The sequence below is a fragment of the Arthrobacter sp. CMU6 genome, assembly GCF_059090205.1.
The window spans coordinates 1-21,994 of record NZ_JBNHFL010000004.1 but is presented as its reverse complement, the minus strand read 5'-3'; the positions used below and the strand labels follow the sequence as shown (position 1 = coordinate 21,994).

General features: G+C 65.4%; 15 protein-coding genes. 12 read left to right on the top strand and 3 right to left on the bottom strand.

All coding sequences use genetic code 11. From position 1 onward, the window contains the following. Positions 1-531 precede the first annotated feature (531 nt). The 7 genes from mtrA to secA all read left to right on the top strand — a co-directional run bounded on the left by mtrA (position 532) and on the right by secA (position 10,950). Complete coding sequence (gene mtrA, locus AC5RWD_RS03675) at positions 532-1,206, top strand: MtrAB system response regulator MtrA (protein WP_494018743.1); 675 nt, start codon at positions 532-534, stop codon at positions 1,204-1,206. A gap of 145 nt (positions 1,207-1,351) precedes the next feature. Then, positions 1,352-3,244 (top strand): MtrAB system histidine kinase MtrB, encoded by a 1,893-nt coding sequence (mtrB, locus tag AC5RWD_RS03670; RefSeq protein ID WP_494018897.1) that lies wholly within the window; start codon positions 1,352-1,354, stop codon positions 3,242-3,244. A 5-nt stretch (positions 3,245-3,249) separates the two neighbouring features. Continuing rightward, complete coding sequence (locus AC5RWD_RS03665) at positions 3,250-4,959, top strand: LpqB family beta-propeller domain-containing protein (RefSeq protein WP_494018896.1); 1,710 nt, start codon at positions 3,250-3,252, stop codon at positions 4,957-4,959. Positions 4,960-5,048: 89 nt separating this feature from the next. Beyond that, entirely contained in the window at positions 5,049-5,966 is a 918-nt protein-coding gene (locus AC5RWD_RS03660; RefSeq protein WP_494018742.1) for a ComF family protein, read from the top strand. A gap of 179 nt (positions 5,967-6,145) precedes the next feature. Beyond that, entirely contained in the window at positions 6,146-6,871 is a 726-nt protein-coding gene (gene hpf, locus AC5RWD_RS03655) for a ribosome hibernation-promoting factor, HPF/YfiA family (RefSeq protein ID WP_494018741.1), read from the top strand. A 29-nt stretch (positions 6,872-6,900) separates the two neighbouring features. Further along, entirely contained in the window at positions 6,901-8,115 is a 1,215-nt protein-coding gene (locus AC5RWD_RS03650) for a winged helix-turn-helix domain-containing protein (RefSeq protein ID WP_494018740.1), read from the top strand. A 102-nt stretch (positions 8,116-8,217) separates the two neighbouring features. Then, the gene (secA, locus tag AC5RWD_RS03645) at positions 8,218-10,950 is read left to right on the top strand and encodes a preprotein translocase subunit SecA (protein ID WP_494018739.1); all 2,733 of its coding nucleotides are present in this window, start codon (positions 8,218-8,220) and stop codon (positions 10,948-10,950) included. Positions 10,951-11,009: 59 nt separating this feature from the next. On the opposite strand, the gene AC5RWD_RS03640 is transcribed toward secA, so the two are convergent. Both AC5RWD_RS03640 and AC5RWD_RS03635 read right to left on the bottom strand, forming a co-directional pair. After that, entirely contained in the window at positions 11,010-11,543 is a 534-nt protein-coding gene (locus AC5RWD_RS03640) for an Rv3235 family protein (protein ID WP_494018738.1), read from the bottom strand. 89 nt (positions 11,544-11,632) lie between these two features. Beyond that, entirely contained in the window at positions 11,633-12,427 is a 795-nt protein-coding gene (locus AC5RWD_RS03635; protein ID WP_494018737.1) for a LysM peptidoglycan-binding domain-containing protein, read from the bottom strand. A 158-nt stretch (positions 12,428-12,585) separates the two neighbouring features. On the opposite strand from AC5RWD_RS03635, the gene AC5RWD_RS03630 reads away from it, so the two are divergent. Then, positions 12,586-13,155, top strand: coding sequence for a hypothetical protein (locus AC5RWD_RS03630; protein WP_494018736.1), 570 nt, complete (start codon positions 12,586-12,588; stop codon positions 13,153-13,155). A gap of 46 nt (positions 13,156-13,201) precedes the next feature. Here AC5RWD_RS03630 and AC5RWD_RS03625 read toward each other — a convergent pair whose 3' ends face one another. After that, positions 13,202-13,417 (bottom strand): helix-turn-helix domain-containing protein, encoded by a 216-nt coding sequence (locus AC5RWD_RS03625; RefSeq protein ID WP_494018735.1) that lies wholly within the window; start codon positions 13,415-13,417, stop codon positions 13,202-13,204. Positions 13,418-13,570: 153 nt separating this feature from the next. Between AC5RWD_RS03625 and AC5RWD_RS03620 the strand changes: the two genes are divergently transcribed. Genes AC5RWD_RS03620 through AC5RWD_RS03605 form a run of 4 tightly spaced genes read left to right on the top strand, consistent with a single transcriptional unit; the run spans position 13,571 to position 21,957 of the window. Then, complete coding sequence (locus tag AC5RWD_RS03620) at positions 13,571-14,215, top strand: hypothetical protein (RefSeq protein ID WP_494018734.1); 645 nt, start codon at positions 13,571-13,573, stop codon at positions 14,213-14,215. After that, positions 14,212-15,540 (top strand): CpaE/TadZ family protein, encoded by a 1,329-nt coding sequence (locus AC5RWD_RS03615; RefSeq protein WP_494018733.1) that lies wholly within the window; start codon positions 14,212-14,214, stop codon positions 15,538-15,540. Before AC5RWD_RS03620 ends, AC5RWD_RS03615 begins: the two co-directional genes overlap by 4 nt. 58 nt (positions 15,541-15,598) lie before the next feature. Further along, positions 15,599-20,452, top strand: coding sequence for an NAD-glutamate dehydrogenase (locus tag AC5RWD_RS03610; RefSeq protein ID WP_494018895.1), 4,854 nt, complete (start codon positions 15,599-15,601; stop codon positions 20,450-20,452). Positions 20,453-20,487: 35 nt separating this feature from the next. Next, positions 20,488-21,957, top strand: a complete 1,470-nt coding sequence (locus AC5RWD_RS03605) for a sensor histidine kinase (protein WP_494018732.1) — start codon at positions 20,488-20,490, stop codon at positions 21,955-21,957. Positions 21,958-21,994 lie beyond the last annotated feature (37 nt).

The following is a 21,994-nucleotide window of genomic DNA, read 5'->3' as shown; positions in this document are numbered from 1 at the left end:
GGGGCCGGGCTGGAACGGGCCGGGCTGGAACGGGCCAGACTGAAAGGCTCCGGGCTGGTGGGCGCCTGGCTGGAATGGGCCGGCATGGCTGGGCACGCTGGGCCCGGGCTGCTGGCTGCCCCACTGCGGGCGTGCACCCCAAGGCTGCTGCATCGGCGGAGCCCATGGCGTATGGGGCTCGCCGGTGTTTTCGGCGGTGCTTTCGTTGGTGGGCTGCTGTGGCAGACGGTCCGCTGGCTGGCGGTCCGGGGACTGTTGCCCGTAGGAGGGCACCGGGGGGCGGTGTTCAGGCGGCGTTTGTCCGGACGGCGGGTGCTGCGGATCCTGCTCTGACAACCTGTTCCTCCCCACGGTGCGCACCGGCCAACGGCCAGGCACCTCCAGACTATAGTTCCGCCGTCGGGCATCCTAGCTTCCGGGCCGGTTGGCGCCCGGTGCAGACCACGTGTGCCGTGGCCGGTGCCCCGGCACGCGCCCCGCCGAAAACTCCATCAATAAGACAAAGCAACACCAATAAGGGAATATATAACTATGAAGGCACGCATTCTGGTGGTTGATGATGACGAGGCGCTCGCAGAAATGATCGGCATTGTCCTGCGCAACGACGGCTTTGAGCCCGTCTTCTGCGCGGACGGCGGACAGGCTCTGGACGTCTTTCGTTCGTCAAAGCCGGATCTCGTGCTGCTCGACCTGATGCTGCCGGGAACGGACGGCATCGAGGTTTGCCGGCAGATCCGCTCCGAGTCGGACGTCCCGATCGTCATGCTGACGGCCAAGTCGGACACCTCCGATGTGGTCAGGGGACTGGAGTCAGGTGCCGACGATTACGTGCCCAAGCCCTTCAAACCGGCGGAGCTTGTTGCCCGGGTGCGGGCGCGCCTGCGCCCCGGTGACCAGAAGGCGCCCGAGACGCTGCGCATCGCGGACATCACCATTGACGTCGCCGGCCACCTCGTGAGCCGCGGGGAAGAGCGGATTTCGCTGACCCCGCTCGAGTTCGATCTCCTGGTGGCCTTGGCGCGCAAGCCCTGGCAGGTCTTCACTCGTGAACTGCTCCTGGAGCAGGTCTGGGGTTACCGTCACGCGGCTGACACCCGGCTGGTCAATGTCCACGTCCAGCGGCTGAGGTCCAAGATTGAACGTGATCCGGAAGCCCCGGAAGTTGTAATGACGGTTCGTGGTGTCGGCTACAAAGCAGGGTCCTGAACCCCAGGGCCAGAATCCCCCTGAGACGCCCGTGGGATCCGGTTCCGAAACACCCGGAAGCGCTCCCGCGGCGGAGCATGCGGACGGTTCACGCAAGCCCGGTCCCCATCCGGTTCCGGAGCACACCGACGCCTTTAGCGCCGGGCTGGCACGGCTGCCTTCGCAGGCCCGGATCTGGCGGCGCCGCGCCCTCATCGTCGTGCTGCGGGTCGCCCGCCTGGTGCGGACCGGCGTCGACCGTATCTTTCCCGGCATCCGGTATCTGCTGCATTCCCTGCAGCGGCGCTGGCGCCGGTCGCTGCAGTTCCGCACCGTCCTGACCACCCTGCTGCTGTCCATCAGCTCGTTCGCGATCGTCGGCGCCTACCTGTCCAACCAGATTGCCAACAACCTGTTCCAAGAGCGGCTGACGCAGGCGGAATCCGAGACCCGTTACAACGTCAAGCAGGTGCAGGACACGTTCGACGGCGCCCAGGTCACCGACCAGTCCAGCGTGATCACCCTCGTCTACGACACCCTGAACGCCGTGGAGGGCAGGGGCTCGGTGATCCAGCGCCGCTACGTGTTCGAGGCGATGCCCGAACAGACCAAACCCCGCAACCGGTGGGTGGAGTCGCGCGCATCCGACCAACTGACCATCAGCGTCATCCCGCCGGACCTCCGGAAGGCAGTCCAGGATTCCGGCAAGGAACAGTTCTGGGCGTCCACCGAATTCCCGGTGGGGACCGAAGACCGGCCAGGCATCGCCGTCGGGAACAAGGTGACCTTCAACGGCACTGTCTATGAGCTCTACCTGATCTACGACCTCAACACCGCGCAGCGGACCCTGAACGAAATCCAGAATGTCCTCTGGGCCGGCGGCGCAGCACTGATCCTCATGATCGGCGCCATCGCCTGGTACGTCACGCGCAACGTGGTGAGCCCCGTCAGCCACGCCGCCGTGGTTTCGGAAAAGCTGGCAGCAGGCCAGTTGCAGGAACGGATGGTGGTCAAAGGCGAGGACGAGGTGGCACGCCTCGGGGCGTCGTTCAATCACATGGCAGCCAGCCTGCAGGAGCAGATCACGCAGCTGGCCACGCTGTCACAGATGCAGCAGCGGTTCGTTTCCGACGTGTCCCATGAGCTTCGCACCCCGCTGACCACAGTGCGGATGGCCGCAGAAGTGCTGTACGACGCGCGGGACGACTTCGACCCCATCAACAAGAGGTCGGCTGAGTTGCTCTACAACCAGGTGGAGAGGTTCCAGTCCCTGCTGGCGGACCTGCTGGAAATCTCCAGGTTCGACGCCGGCGTCGCCATGCTCGATGCCGAGGCTACGGACATCGTCCAGCTCATCTCGCATGTGATGGAGGGCGCGGTCCCCGTCGCCGAAGAGTACGGTTCGAAGATGACGCTGAGTGCGCCCGAAGGCAGCGTCGTGGTGGAAATGGACTCCCGCCGCATCGACCGGATCCTGCGGAACCTGATTCTGAACGCCCTCGAGCACGGGGAAGGCCGGCCCGTCAATATCTCCGTCGCCTCCAACGCGGACGCCGTCGCCGTCACCGTCCGGGACCACGGAATCGGCATGAGTCCCGCCGAGGCGGCGCGGGTGTTCGACCGCTTCTGGCGCGCCGACCCTGCCCGGGCCCGGACCACGGGCGGCAGCGGGCTGGGCCTGTCCATTGCGACCGAGGACACCAAACTGCACAACGGCTGGCTGCAGGCCTGGGGAAACACCGGCGTCGGCTCCAGCTTCAGGCTCACGCTGCCGCTCAAACAGGGCGGAACCATTACCAAGTCGCCGCTGCCGCTTGAGCCTGCGGACGTGGGGCTCGGCAGCCCCGGCGACCACAGTGTCCTTGTCCTGGGCCCGGGTGCCCCCGCAGCCCCCGAGGACTCCGTTCCGACGGGTTCCACTGCCGGGGAGTCGGCTGCCGCGGACCGGGCAGCAGAGGATGGCTTCGGCTCTGGCGCTGCGCCGGCGACGGACGCCGGGCCTTCTGCAGCTGCCGGGGCGGGCACACCGGAGGCAGCGCGCACGGGGGAGCGTTCGTGAGCCGGGTGCGGCCGGGCGCCCGCGGACTGGCCGCGGCGCTGCTGGCCCTCATTCTGCTGTTCCTGGCATCCTGCGCCCAGATTCCGCGCTCCGGTCCCGTTGGAAGGAGCACGGACGAAAGCGCCGGAAATCCCAACGCCCCCGTGTTCTTCCCCGTAGCTCCGCGTACCGGGTCCAGCCCCGAAGCGGTCATTGAGGACTTTTACCTGGCGGGCAGCGGGTATGAGGACGACTATGCCGTGGCGCGGCAGTACTTGACGCAGGCTTCCTCGGTAGCGTGGAAACCGGACCAGCGAACCCTGGTATTCCGCTCCGAGCGCGTGGTGAAGACCGGCGTCGAGGGCGTCTACAACTACGAACTGGACGTCGCGTACTCAGTGGATTCCGACGGCGTCGCCACCCAGATGCCTGAAGGCACCAAGGAAAACATCCCCGTGACGCTGGTGCAGGTTGACGGCGAATGGCGCATCTCCAAGATCCCCGACGGCACCGCCATTCCCGAGGAGACCTTCAAGGTCATCTACGGCGCTTATCCCATCTATTTCTACGACCCCAGCTTCACGTATGCCGTTCCGGATGTCCGCTGGTTCATTAAAAAGAAGACAGTGAAATCCATGACGAGCGCCCTGCTCGGCGGACCCGCCCCGTACCTGAAGGGCGCCGTCGTCAGTGCGTTCCCGTCGGGCATGAAGCTTGCCAGGGAGTCGGTGCCGGTCGTGTCGGGCGCAGCCCAGGTGGACCTGTCGGCAAAGGAGCTGACCGATGCGTCCACCGAGGACCGGCTCAGGATGCAGACACAGCTGGCCCTCACTTTCCGCAGCCAGCCGGACGTGATCAACGTCGAGCTGAGGGCCAACCAGGACCTCGTCCGGGTTGAGGACAACGGCTCCGTGCTGCCGCCGGTCCAGAACAGGAATGTGCCCGCGCGCCAGATCGCCGTCAGCAACAACGAGCTGGTGCGGTATGAGAACAACAGGGTGTCACCGCTGCCCGACATGCAGCCGGTGGTTGCCCTGAAACCGCGGTCGCCGGCCGAGTCGCCCGTCTCGCAGACGGTGGCGTTCCTGAACGGCAGCCGCAGCACCCTCTACTCAATGGTGCCCGGCCAGCCCGCGCGTGCCCTGACCACCCGCAGCACGCTGACACACCCGTCGTTCAGCCTGTACGACTGGGTGTGGACCGCGGGGCCGGGGGCCCAGGGCGTCACGGAGCTGACCGCCTTCCGGCCCACCGGGATAGCCCAGGGCGCGGCGGTGCCTTCGGTAACTTTGACGCCGTCCTGGCTGGCCGGCCGCACGGTGAAGGACTTCCGGGTTTCCCGGGAAGGTGTCCGGGCACTGGTCATCTCCGAGCAGAACGGCACAACGCGGGTGCAGGTGACGGGGATCATCCGGGGTGCTGACGGCACTCCCAAGGAGCTGACCGCGCCCATCACGCTGCAGGCGAGCGGCAATCCGGACCAGGGCGTGTGGGTGAATGACACCACGGCCGTGGTTATGAAGGGGGACGGCACGGCGAATGTCACACCCGAACTGCTGTCGCTCACCTCGCCCCAGCCGCAGAAGCTTGCACCGTGGCCGGGCCTGGTTGCCCTCAGCGCCGGCAACGGTCCTGAGGAGATTTATGCCCAGTCCCGGGACGGCATCTTCCAGCGGCTCGGCAACGGATGGTCGGCGCAGCTCAGGGGACCCACGGACCCGTCCTTCCCCGGCTGACCGTCCTCCGGTGCTTTCTGCTCGCGGCGTTTTCCACATGGCGACCGCAACCCTTTTGCCGGCCGGCTCCGGTGCCGCACCCTTGAATCGTGGGGAGTCATAGGACTGGCGACGGACGGCGCACTGGGGAGGACCCCGATCTGCTGGCCCAGCCGCTGTGGCACGCGCGCCACCGCGGGGAGCACCGGCAGCGCCTCCTGCAGGCCTGGGACCTGCTGGCCGGGGCTACGGCCGACATCGTGGCCCTGGCGCTCCCCGTGGAATGCGTCTGCTGCGGCAAGGAGGATCTGGCGCTGTGTGTCGGCTGCGAGCGAAGGCTCCGGATGCTCACCCGGCATCCCTTTCGGGCGGAGACCGGGGCGCCGGCGCTCGTGGACACCGACGGCTCCGTGATCCTGCCGGTGGTCGCAGCAGGCATTTACCGCGAGGAGCTCTCACAAACCATCCTTGCCTTTAAGCGCCACGGCCAGGGTCAGCTGCGAAGCGTGCTGTCCAAGGTACTCGCCCGCGCGCTTGCCGCAGCTTATGCGGGAACGGACGGCGTGGTCCTGGTTCCGGTCCCAACCAGCGGCAGCGCCTACCGGAAACGCGGGTTCAGTCCCGTTCACTTGCTGTTGGCCGGCGGCGGGCGGAGCTTCAACGACCATCACGTCGGATGCTCTGATGCACTCCGCAAAGTCAGCAACCGCGGAGCCGGAGGTGGCCTGCCGGGAGTTGGCCTGTCCGGAGGCCAGAAGGGACTCGGCAGGGGAGACAGGTCCCGAAGGGTCCGCGGCTCCATGCGCGCCGCGCGCGGAGCCCGCCGACACTCCCTGCGGGGAAGGCAGTGCATCATTGTCGACGACGTCCTGACCACCGGCGCCACCCTGGCCGAAGCCGCCCGGGCCATCCACGAAGCCGGCGGAATCGTGCGCGGCGCCGTGGTCCTTGCTGCCACCCGCGCACCCGATGCGGCCCCAGTCCCGGCGCAGTCTGGGGATCCTGGGGACTGCCTGTGGCCTACCTGAGACATAGAAAAAAATAAACTGCGAAAGGATGAATAACTTGTTGCTATGAACTAACGTCGGATATGGGTACCAAGATCAGTTGTACCTTTCGATAGCGGCTCGGAAAGGGGCTCGACTGTCAATCAGATCGTCCCCCGGAAGTGCCGCCGTCGTGTCACCGAAGTCATTTGGAGGGCACCATGGAGTTCATGATCAGCGGACGAAATCTGACGGTCTCGGACCGATTCCGCGAATACGCCGGCGAGAAGATCTCGAAGATCGAATCGCTTGGGGACAAGGTCCAGAGGGTCGACGCGAAGGTTTCAAAGGAAACAAATGCGCGGCAGACCGGTGACCAGCTCACGGTTGAAGTGACAGTCCTGGGCCGCGGCCCCGTGATCCGTGCCGAAGCAAGCGCCGCAGACAAGTTCGCCGCGTTCGACCTCGCCTACAACAAGCTGCTTGAGCGGCTGCGCAGGGCCAAGGACCGCAAGAAGGTCCACCACGGGCGGCATACGCCCAAGGCCGTACGGGAGGCAACTGCAACGCTGGAGCCCGCGAGCTCCAACCAGCCGATCTACGTGGAAGCGAGCAACAACACCCAGAGCGCTCCGGAACCGGCTGAGAAATCGCCGTACGACGTCGACAACGACATTCCCGCCGGCGACTCGCCGGTGCTGATCCGGCGCAAAGTGTTCCCGGCCGCGTCCCTCACCCTTGACGACGCCGTGGACAACATGGAACTTATCGGTCACGACTTTTACCTTTTCGTGGACAAGGCCACGAACGCTCCATCGGTCGTGTACCGTCGCCGCGGCTGGACATACGGGGTTATCACCCTGGACCACTACTGCGAACCCGGCGAGAACACGCATGAGGAGAAAATCCTTGCGTACCGCTCGGACGATGCGGCCGCAACTGCCTAAGATGGAGCCCAGGCAACGAAAGGGCTGACATGGGTGCATCGCTGAGCCTCCCGCAGGCACGGCGGATCGCACTGGCAGCCCAGGGACTGGACAAAGGACGGCCCGCCGGACCCGTGACCTCACGGGCGGTGGGCCGGACCTTTGCCGAGATCCAACTCGTCCAGATCGATTCCGTCAACGTTCTGGCCCGGAGCCACTTCCTCCCCTTCTTTTCCCGGCTCGGCGACTATGACCGCTCCATCCTTCAGCAAATGGCGGGTCGGCATCCGCGGCGAATGCTGGAGTACTGGGCCCACGAAGCCAGCTACATCCGCCCGGAACACTTCCTGGACCTGGTGGTATGGCAGAACCGCAAGTGGGTTGGGGCTGCTGGGATGGACCCCGGGCTGCGCTCCGGCGTAACGGGCCGGGTCCTTGATGCTCTCGCCGAGGGCAGGCCGATGACCGCCGCCGAACTCACCGCCAAGCTTGGGCACGTGGAAGACCGCAAGCACGTCAACTGGGGCTGGAACTGGAACGCCGTCAAACGGGTTCTGGAGCACCTGTTTGAGGAGGGAGTTGTCTCGTCGGCGTCAAGGACGGACCAGTTCGAACGGCAGTATGCCCTGACCCGCGAGGTTTTACCCGGGCATGACCTCGACGCGGTCCCCGACCCCTCGGCCGCCATGGACCGGCTCATCGATGCTGCGGCGCAGGCCCACGGGATCGGGACCGTGCGGTGTTTCGCCGACTACTTCAGGACTCCGGTAAAGGCAGCCGCGGACTCGGTTCAGCGCCTTGTTGATGCCGGAAACCTGGAACCGGTGACCGTGGCAGGCTGGGACCGGAAGGTGTACCGCCACGCCCAGGCGCGGTTGCCCCGCCAGGCTTCCGGGAGGGCACTGCTCAGCCCCTTCGATTCGCTGGTGTTTGAACGGCGCAGGCTCGAGGAACTCTTCGGATTTCATTACCGCATCGAGATTTATACCCCGGTTGCCAAGCGGCGCTTTGGTTATTATGTGCTTCCGTTCCTGCTCCGCGACCGCATTGTAGCCAGGGTGGACCTTAAGGCAGACCGGGCCGCGGGCCTGTTGCTTGCCAAGGCGTGCTTCGGTGAACCGGACGCTCCGGCGGACACCGCCGTAGAACTCGCTGCTGAGCTGCAGCTGATGGCAGGCTGGCTGGGACTGGACGGGGTGGCCGTCTTGCCGGTGGGGGATCTTGCCCCCGCGGTCGCGGCCGCAGTCAACGGCTATCCGCTGTGAGGGAGCTATCCGCTCTGAGGGAACAGGGCAACGTGCCATGCGTCTCTCCCGTAGACTAAATCACGCCAGAATTCGGCAGCATGAGACTGGGAGCAACTTCACGTGGCATCACTAATCGAAAAAATTCTCCGCACAGGTGACAAAAAGCTCCTGAGGCAACTGCGGAACTATGCCGATTCCATTAATGCCCTCGAAGACTCCTTCCAAACCTTTTCGGACGCGGAACTGCGCGAAGAGACCGACCGGCTCCGCGCACGCCACCAAGACGGCGAGAAGCTTGACGACCTCCTGCCGGAAGCCTTCGCCGCAGTCCGCGAGGCGTCCTCCCGTACGCTCGGGATGCGGCACTTCGATGTTCAGCTCATGGGTGGCGCCGCACTGCACCTGGGCAACATCGCAGAAATGAAGACCGGTGAAGGCAAGACTCTGGTGGCCACTGCTCCGGCCTACCTCAATGCCCTCACCGGAAAGGGCGTGCACGTTGTCACCGTGAACGACTACCTGGCCGAATACCAGTCCGAGCTCATGGGCCGCGTCTACCGCTTCCTGGGGCTCACCAGCGGCTGCATCCTCGCCAACCAGGACCCGTCGGTCCGCCGCGAGCAGTATTCTGCCGACATCACCTACGGCACCAACAATGAGTTCGGCTTCGACTACCTCCGCGACAACATGGCCTGGGACAAGTCCGAACTGGTCCAGCGCGGCCACAACTACGCGATCGTCGATGAAGTCGACTCGATCCTCATCGACGAGGCCCGTACGCCGCTGATCATTTCCGGCCCGGCCCAGGGTGACACCAACCGCTGGTACAGCGAGTTCGCCAAGGTTGTCCTGCGCCTGCAGCCAGAGAAGGACTACGAAGTCGACGAGAAGAAGCGGACCGTCGGCGTACTCGAAAGCGGCATCGAAAAGGTTGAGGACTACCTCGGTATCCAGAACCTCTACGAATCCGCCAACACGCCCCTGATTGGCTTCCTCAACAACGCCATCAAGGCCAAGGAACTGTTCAAGCGGGACAAGGACTATGTCATCCTCGACGGCGAAGTCCTTATCGTCGACGAGCACACCGGCCGTATTCTGGCCGGCCGCCGCTACAACGAAGGCATGCACCAGGCGATCGAAGCCAAAGAGGGCGTCGAGATCAAGGCTGAAAACCAGACCCTCGCCACGGTGACGCTGCAGAACTATTTCCGCATGTACGACAAGCTCTCCGGCATGACGGGCACGGCCGAGACCGAAGCCGCCGAATTCATGAGCACGTACAAGCTCGGCGTAGTGGCCATCCCCACGAACCGCGACATGCAGCGCATCGACCAGTCCGACCTGGTGTACAAGAACGAGGTCGTGAAGTTCGAGGCCGTGGTCCGGGACATCGCCGAACGCCACGCTGAGGGCCAGCCGGTCCTGGTGGGCACCACGAGCGTCGAAAAGAGCGAGTACCTCTCTCGCCTGCTGGCGAAGGAAGGCATCCGCCACGAGGTTCTGAACGCCAAGAACCACGCGCGTGAAGCCGCCATCGTGGCCCAGGCCGGACGCAAGGGTGCTGTTACTGTCGCCACCAACATGGCCGGCCGCGGCACGGACATCATGCTGGGCGGCAACGCCGAGTTCACCGCGATTGCCGAACTGGCGCAGCGCGGACTCGATCCTGAGGAAAACTCGGACGAGTACGAGGCCGCGTGGCCTGGGGCGCTGGAGGCTGCGAAGAAGGCCGTCAAGGATGAGCACGTGGAAGTCCTGGGCCTGGGCGGACTGTATGTGCTGGGAACTGAGCGCCACGAATCCCGGCGCATCGACAACCAGCTCCGCGGCCGCTCGGGCCGCCAGGGCGACCCCGGCGAATCCCGCTTCTACCTTTCGCTGACCGACGACCTCATGCGCCTGTTCAACTCGGGTGCCGCGGAGCGGCTGATGAACAGCTCCGTGCCCGACGACGTGGCGCTGGAATCAAAGCTGGTCTCGCGCGCCATTGCCTCGGCCCAGGGGCAGGTCGAGGGCCGGAACGCCGAGCAGCGCAAGAACGTCCTCAAGTACGACGACGTCCTCAACCGGCAGCGCGAAGCCATCTACGGCGACCGCCGCCGGATCCTCGAAGGCGACGACCTTCACGAAAAGGTGCAGTTCTTCCTGGAAGACACCATCAACGCACTGATCGACGAAGCGACGGCTGAAGGCAACGGCGACGACTGGGACTTCGACCAGCTCTGGACCAACCTCAAGACGCTTTACCCCGTCACGGTGACGCCGCATGATGTCATCGACGAGGCTGGCGGCAAGTCGCGCATCACCGCGGAGTTCCTGAGGGAAGAAATCATGTCGGATGCCAAGCTGGTGTATCAGGCACGCGAGGAGGCGATCGGCTCCGAGAGCATGCGTGAACTCGAGCGGCGTGTTGTGCTCTCCGTCATCGGACGGAAGTGGCAGGAACACCTGTACGAGATGGACTATCTCAAGGAGGGCATCGGCCTGCGCGCCATGGCCCAGCGTGATCCGTTGGTGGAATACCAGCGTGAAGGCTTCACGATGTTCCAGTCCATGATGGAAGCCATCCGGGAGGAGAGCGTCGGCTTCCTCTTCAACCTCGAGGTGGAGGTCACCCCGGCCGAGGACGTCGTGGTTGCCGATGCCGCCGGAGGCCACACCGAACACCACGAGCCGCAGATCCGGGCCGCCGGTCTTGAGGCGCCGGAGAAGCCCGCGCAGCTCCAGTACACCGCGCCCCGGGAAGACGGCGGAGCCGAGACCCGGATCGAAGGCCGCGCTACGGGCCGCTCGGGCAACCCCGCCAAGGCCGCTTCGCAGGAGCGGCGTGACGGGAAGAAGAAAAAGCGCTAGCCCGCGGATAAAGCAGGAAGGGACCGGAGCTCATGCTCCGGTCCCTTCCTGCTTTCGCGTTAGCCAATCTCCAGTGCGGTCACGCGCCAGACGTTCTTGCTGCGTTCGAGCCGGACGGCGACCGCCCGGACCCGCAGTTCATCGATCACCACCGCGCTGGCCTCGTAGACGTCAGGCGTCACCGCGCAGGCGTGGACCGAGCGGACTGATGCGTTGCGGTGGAGCAGCCCCATCTTGCGGGGAGCCCGGGCGGCCACCCGCCGGGTGAGGGCCGCCCGGTGCTGGAGCACGGTCAGGCAGCGCTGGTCCAGCCGCCGCGCCAACTGGTGGATGGGCCTCGTTCCCGCCAGGACCTCAATGGCGGCCTGGACCGTGGCCCTGGTAATGGCGCATATTTCGCGCGCCTCGTCCCCGCGGCCGGGAGCTGTCGCCAGCCGGGTTTCCGCTGGGCGGGTTTCCGCGGGCCGGCTTTGCGCGGGCGGGGTTTGCGTGTCGCCAGGATACGAGGGGGCCGCTGCCGTGCGGACGGGTGCGGCCGGGCGGGTATCAAGAACAGCGCTTCCTGCACGCCGTATTGGAGTTACTGCAGTCATGATCGGTCCTTCGATGGGAACTGGTTTGGGAAGGCCGCATGAGGGCGGCCGCGAGCAGGTGACGCGGAAGCAAAGCATGCCGGCGCCGCTTACAGCGGCGGCGGGCTGAGGAGCTGGCCCGGGAGAAGTACGCTGGGATCGGCTCCGATGAGTGTCCGGTTGGCCTGATACCAGAGCGGCCATCGGGCTGCAATTTCCACCTCAGAGGCACCGGGCCCCAGCTCGCGTGCGGCGATGGTCCAGAGTGATTCGCCGGCACGGACGGCTACCGCGCTGCGGGCCCTGGCCGGCTCAGCCATTGCCCTGGCCGGCAATGGGGTCACGAGACCGGGTTCCACAACCGGGACGCGCGGCTTCCACTGCGGCTGCAGCCCGTTGCCCTCCGCACCGGATCTTTCGATGATTCCGGAGTCCGCGGAATCGCCGGCGGGCAGGTCCGGCCGCCTGTCGGTCAGGGGCGCCCATGCTGCGGAAATTGACGATCCGTTGCCCGGGGAAAAGGCGGCGGCAGGCAATGCATCGGCATGGGCGAGCGGCGCGCCGAGGAGCTGCACGCCCACCGCGGCCAACGCAAGTCGGCGCATGAAAACGGGGCTGAACCGGCCCGTGGCACGGGCAGCTGCATGGTGCCCGGTCCGTTCCAGGAGCGCCGATGCAAAGGCGGTTACCAGGGACAGCAGCCACCAGGCGATGACCGTCAGCCCGGCGGCGAGGGCCAGCAGGCCAAGCAGGTCATCGAAGATCAAGGACTGCTGGCGTGCAGCGGACTGTCGCCAACGTTCGACTATCCCCGCCCCAGTGAAGGCCAGAAAGACTCCAAGCCCGAGGATGGCAACCGCCAGAACAGCTTCTGCGCGCACCGGGCGCTGTACTTCCTCCGTCACGACTTCCCCCAACCAGTCCGTTTGATGCAGTTTGATGCAGTTTGATTCGTTTGATGCCGGTGAAGCCAGTTTGCGCCAGATCTCCCCTCATTGTCCATGGGGATAGCAAAGTTTCTGGATCAATTGACCGCCCCCGCGACCGCGCCTACGCTGTCGCCATGCGATGGAATGCGCTTTTTCATGATCTTGAGCTGCAGCTTGCTGAAGCCGGGGTTCTGGGCCTGGAGTCCGAGATCGCTGAGCGCTCCCGGGCCGACTCGGCTGCCATCGCGCTCGATGACAGGCTGCGTGGATCCCTGGGCTGCCACGTTCGCGTCCATCTGCATTCGGGGCTCCTCTTTGCAGGCACGCTCAGCCATGCGGGGTCCGAAAGCCTGGTCATAGACGAGGCGGCACACCAGGTGCTCATTCCATACGCCGCCGTCGGTCGCTACACCGGACTCGGCCGGTTCGCGGTAGGCGAGGCATCCCCTGTGCGCCGGAAACTCGGCCTTGCCAGCGCGTTGCGCGGGCTGGCACGGGACAGGGCTGAACTCACCGTCCTGCTGGCATGCCTGTCACCGGATGTGCAGCTCCCGGGCGTGATTGACCGCGTCGGGCGGGACTTTTTTGACCTCGCTATGACGCTGCCCGGCGAAGCGCGCAGGGCCGGCCGCGTTTCCGAGGTGGTAACGGTCCCGTTTCAGGCGCTGGGCGCGCTCCGCTCACGGCGCGGCGCGGAACTCTGATGACCTTTCCGTGCCTAGACGGACTTGGACGAGGACCTTCCCGTGCCTAGGCGGACTTGGACTTCGCCTCTTGAATCATGCGGCTTGCCTCGGCGTAACGCTCTTCGATGTACTGCTCGAGCATCTTTTCCTCGACACGCCACTGGCCGCGGCCGCCCACCTGGATCGCCTTCAGTTCGCCGCTCCGGACGAGGGCATACGCTGCCGGTGCGTTGATCTGAAGCTGCTCGGCTACATCTGCAAGCGTAAGGAATCGGGGCATAGTCCAATTGTGCCACCGTTGGGCTCGCGTGGTGCCGTTATCCACAGTTTGATGTTGTTTGTCTGAATCCCTTTCCGATCGGCCAGGCATGCCGTAACAATGATCATGACCGGCGCGATTGAAGCGCCCAGGCGTCAAGGGGGAACAGTACGCATGAGTGCAAGCACGGCGGCCACCGGAGCCCGGCTGAAGAAGCCTTCCTGGAAGGACCCGAGGCTTCTGGTGGGCGTGCTCCTTGTGCTCGCCTCTGTCGTTGGTGTCGTTGCTCTCGTCGGAAGCGCGGACCGCACCACAGAGGTATTTGCCGCCCGTGAGCCAATTGCCGTCGGCCAGAAACTCACTCCGGAAAACATCAGCCGGGTCAAGGTGCGCCTGGGCGACGTTGAAGCGCACTATGTCACGGCGGAATCAGGTATTCCGGAAGGGCAGGTGGCGGTCCAGCGGATCGCCAAGGACCAGTTGGTTCCCCGTGAGAGCCTGGGCAGTGTTGACGCCCTGGACCGCAAACCGGTGGCCATTACGGTTCAGGAGGCCTTGCCTGAGCAGGCTGTGGCGGGTACCCGGGTCGACGTCTGGGTCTCCATGCCTGACGCCCGGAACGGATTTGCCGAACCGAAGCTGCTGCTCCCGGGCGCGGAAATCGCGGCGGTCTCAGACGGATCAACCGCGCTGGGTGCGTCGAAGTCCACGGTTCTGATGGTTTTGGTGGGGGACGCGCAGATGGCCTCGCTTCTTGGCGCGCAGGCCAACGAGGCCAAAATCTCCGTGGTGTGGAATCCCGGCGGGTCAGCCAAGTGAGCATCCCGGTCGTCACCGTCGGCGAGTCGCAGGAAGACCTGGTTGGTGGACTGGAGCGGCTCCACGGTCCAGTCACAGTAGTCCGGCGCTGCACGGAGCTCGCAGAACTGTTGGCCGCGTGCCAGAGCGGGCTGGCCCGGGCGGCCGTTGTTGCTGAGGGAAGTCCGGATCTGACTGCCTCGCTAGTGGACAGGCTCGCCGCCGTCGGCGTCGTCATCATTGCCCTGACCGACAGCCCCGAGGAGCGGTTGAGGCTTCGCGGCATTGGAGTTACTGCAGCGCCCTCGGCCGTTGAGTCCACAGCGCTGGCGGAGTGTATTGCCGATGCGGTCAGCAGGTATGCGGGCTCGCGTAGGCCAGGACTGGACTCCGGCGCCGGCCCCGCCTACAGCACTGGGTTCGCGGATGCCGGTGCTGCCCTGCGACCGGAGACTGTCGACGCCGAGCCGGAGCCGGCGGTTGCCGGAACCGGCCGGCTCCTGGCGGTGTGGGGGCCGGCCGGGGCCCCTGGCAGAACCCTGGTTGCCGTCAACATTGCAGGGGAGCTGGCTGCGCAGGGCAAATCAGTCCTGCTGGTCGACGCCGACAGCTATGGGGCCAGCGTTGCCGGAGTCCTTGGGCTCCTGGACGAAGCGGCGGGTCTGGCACAGGCTTGCCGGCTGGCCGACCAGGGCCTCCTGGACCGGGAGGCCCTGCTCCGGGTCGCCGTACCGGTTGCTGCCACGGCAGGAACCTTCCGGGTTTTGACCGGCATAACCCGGGCCGACCGCTGGACCGAGCTGCGGGCGGCCGCGCTGGCGCTTGTTTTGGACCGGGCACGGGAAGTAGCTGACGTCATCGTGGTCGATGCCGGCTTTTGCCTCGAGGCGGACGAGGAACTGAGCTTCGACACCATGGCACCGCGGCGGAACGCCGCAACACTCAGGAGCCTTGAGCTCGCCGACACCGTGATCGCTGTTGGCTCGGCCGATCCAGTTGGTGTTCCCCGCCTTGTCAGGGGGCTGGCGGAACTCGAGGGTTCCCTGCCTGGGGTTTGTCCCGAGGTGGTGCTCAACAAGGTGCGGGCCTCAGTTGTGGGCCGTTCGCCCGAACGTCAGCTCCGCGAGGCGTGGGACCGCTTCGGCCCATCGACGGGCATTAAGGCCTTCCTCCCGTGGGAGCCGGGCGCAACCGACGCCGCGCTGCTTTCGGGGTCGTTATTGCTGGAATCGGCGCCGGAATCGAGGCTGCGCTCGGCGATTGCCGATCTGGTTTGTGCACCTGTCCAGCAAAAACGCCGATCCTCTGTGTTCTCCTCCACAGCAAGGCGTCGGCTGACGGACTAGGCTCACGGTGAGGGCTGCAAGGAAGCAGCCGCAAACTGTTTGATGGAGGCGTGTGTCGATGTCGTCTGGGTCCAGCGTGGAGGATCAGTCCCGTTCAATCGGAGCCGAGGAAGGCTTCTTTGCGGACTACTACGAGCATCTGGCTGAGGAGGACGCGCGCGCTTACCCGCACGAGCTGCTGATGGCGCGGGCTGGGACCCACCGCGCAGTGGGTTTTGAACGCCAGCCCGGCACGGCCAACATCTCAATCGTTCCTGAGGGCGACCGCAGCGTTGTGTACATCGTCACGGACGACATGCCCTTCCTGGTGGACTCAGTCAACGCCGAGCTGGTGCGTCAGAATTCGGCCATCCACCTCGTGCAGCACCCAATGTTCGTGGTCACGCGCAACCGCGAAACCAACGAGCTCGTCAAGGTGGACAGGGTCCCGTCCAGCATCGGTATTTCCAGCGGTGACACTGCGGCGCTGCCTGTCCTGTCCAACCTGATTGCCCAGGGCGACAACGCGTCCCACATGGAGTCCTGGATTGCCGTCGAGATCGGCCGCGCCAGTGATGAGGCCGCTGAGCAGCTGCAGAAGGGGCTGGAGCGGGTCCTAGGAGACGTCAGGGCCGCCGTCGAAGACTGGCCGAAAATGCGCAACAAGGCACTGCAGATCGCCCAGGACCTGGATAAGGTAGCGAATCCCACACAGATCGCAGAGCTGCGCCAGGCGCAGGATTTGCTTCGCTGGCTGGACGAGGGCAACTTCACGTTCCTCGGCTACCGGGAATATGACCTGGTCAACAAAGAGGGCGAGGATGTCCTGGAGTTGCGCGAGGACAGCGGCCTGGGTCTGCTGCGGGCGCACCACGATACGCATCAGGTGCAGCACCTCACCGACGCGGGCAGGCGCAAGGCCCGTGAAAAGCGAGCCCTGGTCATCACCAAGGCAAACTCCCGCTCGACCGTGCACCGGCCTGCGTACCTGGACTATATCGGCGTGAAAAGCTTCGATGCTGCCGGCAATGTCAACGGTGAACAGCGTTTCATCGGACTGTTTGCCACCAGCGCCTACACCGGTTCCGTGCGCAACATCCCGATTGTCCGGGAAAAAGTCGAGGCCGTGCTGCGCGGCGCCGGTTTCCCGCCGGATTCGCACTCCGGGAAGGACCTTCTGGGCATCCTGGAAACGTACCCCCGTGACGAGCTCTTCCAGATCGAAATTCCCGACCTCGCCGCAACGGCAACAGGAATCCAGAGGCTGCAGGAACGGCGCCGGACCCGGCTCTTCCTCCGGCCGGATATCTACGGGCGGTTCATGTCCGCCGTCGTCTACCTCCCTCGCGACCGGTATACCACCAACGTCAGGCTGAGGATTGAGCAGGAACTCCGCGAGACGTTCCACGCTGAGTCCATTGACTATGAGGCGCGGATGACGGAGTCGGCGCTCGCCCGCCTGTTCTTCCGGATCCGCCTACCCAAGGGCGCGGACGTCAGCCACGTCAACACCGATGCCTTGGAAAAGCGGCTCGTCCGTGCCGCCCGGTCCTGGAGTGAAGGGATCGCCGAGGTACTCCGCGAACGCAGCGCCGACGACGGGGCCAACGAGCTGGCGGCCATTTGGGCCGAGGCCTTCCCGGCAACCTACCGCGTCGACTACGAAGTCGAGGACGCACTCGAGGACATCGCCCGCTTTGAACAGTACGGGGCTGCAGCCGAACGCGCGGTTGGCGCCCGGCAGGAACGGCCGGGAGTCCATGTCTATCTTCCCGAGGGCGCCGGCGCCACCCTTGAGGAGGACGCCAGGGTCAAGCTGTACATGCTGGAGCCGAAGAGCCTGAGCCAGATCCTTCCCTACTTCCATAATCTGGGGCTGGAGGTGCTGGACGAGCGACCGTTCGAGATCGAGACCGCGGACCGCCGGGACTTTTTCCTGTACGACCTCGGCCTGAAATACCCGGCCGGCGTGGATCCGGTGTCCACTGGGCAACTGCTGGCGGATTCGTTCGGGGCAGCCGTTTCGGGAGCCGTTGAATCCGACAGCTTCGACCGGCTCGTGCTGCGCGAGGGCATGACATGGCGGCAGATCATCGTGCTCCGGGCCTACGCCAAATACATGAGGCAGATGGGCAACACCAACTCCTTCGAATTCATGGCGGACACGCTGCTGGGCAACCCGGACGTCACCCGCGGTCTCAGTGCCCTGTTTGAGGCGCGCTTCGATCCGGCGCTGACCGAGCTGGAGCGGACCGAACGGCAGGAAAAGGTCCGCACTGAGCTGTCGTCATCGATCGAAGCGGTCGCGACGCTGGACGCGGACCGCGTCCTCCGGACGTTCACGAACCTGATCGAATCAACGCTGCGCACCAACTTCTACCAGGACAAGCCGCACCTGAGCTTCAAGCTCAACCCCGCGGCCATCGACGGTCTGCCCTTCCCGCGGCCCATGTTCGAAATCTGGGTTTACTCTCCCCGGGTCGAGGGCGTTCACCTGCGCTTCGGCAAGGTGGCCCGCGGCGGGCTCCGCTGGTCGGACCGGCGGGAAGACTTCCGCACCGAGATCCTGGGGCTGGTCAAGGCGCAGACGGTCAAGAATGCCGTGATCGTTCCTACGGGCGCAAAGGGCGGCTTCTTCGCCAAGCGGCTGCCGGATCCCGCCAAAGACCGGTCGGCCTGGATGGCGGAGGGCGTTGAAAGCTACAAGACGTTTATCCGCGGACTGCTGGACATCACTGACAACATCGTCACCGGAGCCGACGGCGAGCGGCTCGTCCCGCCGTCGGACGTTGTACGGCACGACGGCGACGACTCCTACCTGGTGGTTGCAGCCGACAAGGGCACGGCATCCTTCTCTGACATTGCGAACGGACTGGCAGCGGACTACGGATTCTGGCTGGGCGACGCCTTCGCCTCCGGCGGTTCGGTGGGATATGACCACAAGGCAATGGGCATCACGGCCCGGGGTGCATGGGAGTCGGTCAAGCGGCACTTCAGCGAGCTGGATCTGGACACCCAGTCCGAACCCTTCACCGTGGTCGGCGTCGGCGACATGTCCGGGGACGTCTTCGGCAACGGTATGCTCCTCTCCAAGCACATCCGGCTGCTTGCGGCGTTCGACCACCGGCACATTTTCCTCGATCCGAACCCGGACGAGGCAACCTCCTACACAGAGCGGCAGAGGCTGTTTGAGCTGCCCCGGTCGTCCTGGGATGACTACGACAAGAGCCTGATCAGTGAAGGCGGCGGGGTCTACCCGAGGCAGGCCAAGTCGATCCCTGTTTCTGCCCAGGTCCGGTCCGCGCTGGGGTTGCCCGAGGACACGACGCAGCTGAGTCCGCCCGAACTCCTGCGTGCCATTCTGCTGGCACCCGCCGACCTGCTGTACAACGGCGGCATCGGAACCTACGTGAAGGCCAGTTCCGAGACGCACGCCATGGTGGGTGACAAGTCCAACGATGCCATACGGGTGGACGGCCGTGACCTTCGGGTCAAGGTTGTGGGCGAGGGCGGAAACCTCGGCATGACGCAGCGGGGCCGTATCGAAGCGGCGCTGCAGGGCGTCATCCTGAACACCGATGCCATCGACAACTCCGCCGGCGTCGACTGCTCCGACCACGAGGTCAACATCAAGATTTTCGTGGACCGGATGGTGGCTGCTGGCAAGTTCGACGCAGCCGAGCGCTCGGACTTCCTTGCGGCGATGACCGACGAAGTGGGGCGGCTGGTCCTGGAAGACAACATCGACCAGAACATCCTGCTCCTGAACGACCGCCAGAAGGTCGCGGAATGGAGCCCGAGCTACGAGCGGCTGATGGACTGGCTGGAGAAGACGGCGGACCTGAACCGGGACCTGGAGGCACTGCCGTCCACCGCTGTCCTGCGTGAACGGCTGGAGCAGGGGCAGGGCCTCACGTCGCCCGAACTGTCGGTGCTGGCCGCCTACGCCAAGATCGAACTGGCGACGGCCCTGCGCGACAGCGACCTGGCCGACGACCCCTGGTTCCGCGCGACGCTGCGGCAGTACTTCCCGGTTCAGCTCCGGGAGAAATTCGACGCCGAACTGGACACCCATCCGCTGCGCCGGGAGATCATCGCAACGGTCGTAGCCAACGACATGATCAACCTGGGCGGCATCACCTTTGCCTTCCGGACCATGGAGGAGACCTCCGCGAGCGAGGTGGCCGTAGCCAAGGCCTTCGTGGCACTGCGGGAAATCTACGAACTCGACGTCATGGTGTCCGAGCTCAACGACCTGCCTGCGTCATTCCCCACGGAGCACTGGAGCACCGTCCACCTCGATATCCGGCGGCTGCTGGACCGTTCGGTGCGCTGGGTCCTGGCCCAGGGCAGCGCGTCGCGGCCCATCGCCGACATCGTCGCCGAGTTCAAGCCGCCGATGGAACCCATGCGGGCCCGGCTGCTGGACTACCTGCGCGGTGACGACCACCAGCGGGTTGCCTCCTGGCTCGAGAAGGCACGGTCCTGGGGCCTGCCCGAAGACCTGGGCCACCGCTGGGCCGAGCTGTTCGAGAGTTTCGTGCTGCTGGACATTGCGAAAATCGCGCACAGCCGCAAGGAACCGGTCGAGGACATCGCCAACGTCTACTACACGGTGTTCAACCGGTTCCACGTGGACTCCCTCCTGGAGCGGATCAGTTCCCTGCCGCGGAAGGACCGCTGGCAGGCGCTGGCCCGCGCGGCGCTGCGCGACGACCTGTACTCGACTGTCTCAGACATGACGACGGCGGTCCTGGACTCGACCGACGAAGGATCGCCGGCCGAGGACAGGCTCAGGGCCTGGGAGCAGCTAAATGCGGAACATTTGAGCCGTGCGAAGACCATGTTCGATGAGGTCAACGCCCTCGAAGCGGACGACATGGCTTCGCTCTCGGTAGCATTGAGGCTCTTGAGGTCAATCGTCCGACGCTAGGACCCCGGTCCTGCCGTCGAAAATCTGGAGGTGCAGTGGCAATCTTTACGGACCCCATCAGGGAGCACGCTGATTTCGGGCCGGGGGATGCCGAGTGGCTGCACCTCCTGGTGGGCGACTGGCAGATGGTGGCCGATCTCGCGTTTGCCGACCTGGCCCTGTGGTTCCCCCATCCGGAGCACGGCTATGTTGCCCTGGCACACGTCAGGCCCTCCACGACCCATACGGTTTTCCACGCCGACTTCGTCGGGGAGGGCATCCGGTCGGACCTGCGGCCGCTGGTGGATAAGGCGTGGGAGAGCCGCACCATCGAGCGTTCCAGTGAGACGAACTGGAGCAGCGACATGGCACTGCGGGTCGAAGCCGTGCCGATGGTCAGGAACGGCCGGACCCTGGCGGTGGTCACCTCCCACATGGACCTCTCCAGCTCACGGATGCCGTCCAGGCTAGAGCTTACTTACCGCCAGTGCGCCTATGACCTGCTGCGCATGGGTACCCTGGGGCTTTGGCCGGACTTCGCCTCGCCCACCGGCTCCCGCCGCGGCGCCCCGCGAGTGGGCGACGGTCTGATCCGCCTCGACGCCGAGGGGATCGTGCAGTACGCCAGCCCGAACGGGGTCTCGGCGTTCCGGCGCCTCGGCGACGGCGAATCACTCGAGGGGCGCTCGCTGGCCGAGGTCACGGCTGGCCTGCTCAAGGACCGCCGCATGGTGGACGAGACGCTGCCGCTCGTTGTTACCGGGCGGATGCCGTGGCGCAGCGAGATTGAATCCCGCGGCGTCAGCCTGTCGTTGCGCGCCATCCCGCTCCGCGACGAGCAGCAGCGCTTCGGTGCACTGGTCCTCTGCCGTGACGTGTCCGAACTGCGGCGCCGGGAAATGGAGCTGGTCACGAAGGATGCCACCATCCGTGAAATCCATCACAGGGTCAAGAACAACCTGCAGACTGTTGCCGCGCTGCTGCGCATGCAGTCCCGCCGAATGGTCAGCGACGAGGCAAAGCAGGGGCTGGAACAGGCCATGCGCCGGGTGGCAACGATTGCCCTCGTGCACGAGACGCTCTCGCAGGGCCTGACCCAGAGCGTTGACTTCGATGAACTCATCGGACGCCAATTCCGACTTTCCGCAGAAGTGGCCTCACCGTCCCAGCAGGTGCGGACGCAGCGCTCGGGCTTGTTCGGCGAGCTTCCCAGTGACTTCGCGACGCCGCTGGCACTGGTGATCAACGAGCTCGTCACCAACGCTGTTGAGCATGGCTTGGAGGGACGCACGGGCACGGTGTGGCTGCTTGCCGACCGTTCGGCCGGCGACGACGGCGAGGAACTGCTCACCGTCACCGTGGCGGACGACGGCGTTGGCCTGCCGGAGACGCCGCACGTGGAGGGGCTCGGGCTTCAGATTGTCCGGACGCTAGTCATGAGCGAACTCGGAGGCACCATCCAGTGGAAGCCCCGCGAGGGTGGCGGCACTGCTGTGCAGATTGTGCTGAGCCTGGCAAACCGCTAAGACGAAAAGGCGACGGCCGCGGACCATGGGTCCGCGG

Bases quoted from the DNA above. Each gene is read 5' to 3' on its own strand.
- AC5RWD_RS03610 (WP_494018895.1), top strand. From the start codon at position 15,599: ATGTCGTCTGGGTCCAGCGTGGAGGATCAGTCCCGTTCAATCGGAGCC.
- AC5RWD_RS03650 (WP_494018740.1), top strand. From the start codon at position 6,901: ATGGGTGCATCGCTGAGCCTCCCGCAGGCACGGCGGATCGCACTGGCA.
- AC5RWD_RS03625 (WP_494018735.1), bottom strand. From the start codon at position 13,417: ATGCCCCGATTCCTTACGCTTGCAGATGTAGCCGAGCAGCTTCAGATC.
- AC5RWD_RS03620 (WP_494018734.1), top strand. From the start codon at position 13,571: ATGAGTGCAAGCACGGCGGCCACCGGAGCCCGGCTGAAGAAGCCTTCC.
- AC5RWD_RS03630 (WP_494018736.1), top strand. From the start codon at position 12,586: ATGCGATGGAATGCGCTTTTTCATGATCTTGAGCTGCAGCTTGCTGAA.
- hpf (WP_494018741.1), top strand. From the start codon at position 6,146: ATGGAGTTCATGATCAGCGGACGAAATCTGACGGTCTCGGACCGATTC.
- AC5RWD_RS03640 (WP_494018738.1), bottom strand. From the start codon at position 11,543: ATGACTGCAGTAACTCCAATACGGCGTGCAGGAAGCGCTGTTCTTGAT.
- mtrA (WP_494018743.1), top strand. From the start codon at position 532: ATGAAGGCACGCATTCTGGTGGTTGATGATGACGAGGCGCTCGCAGAA.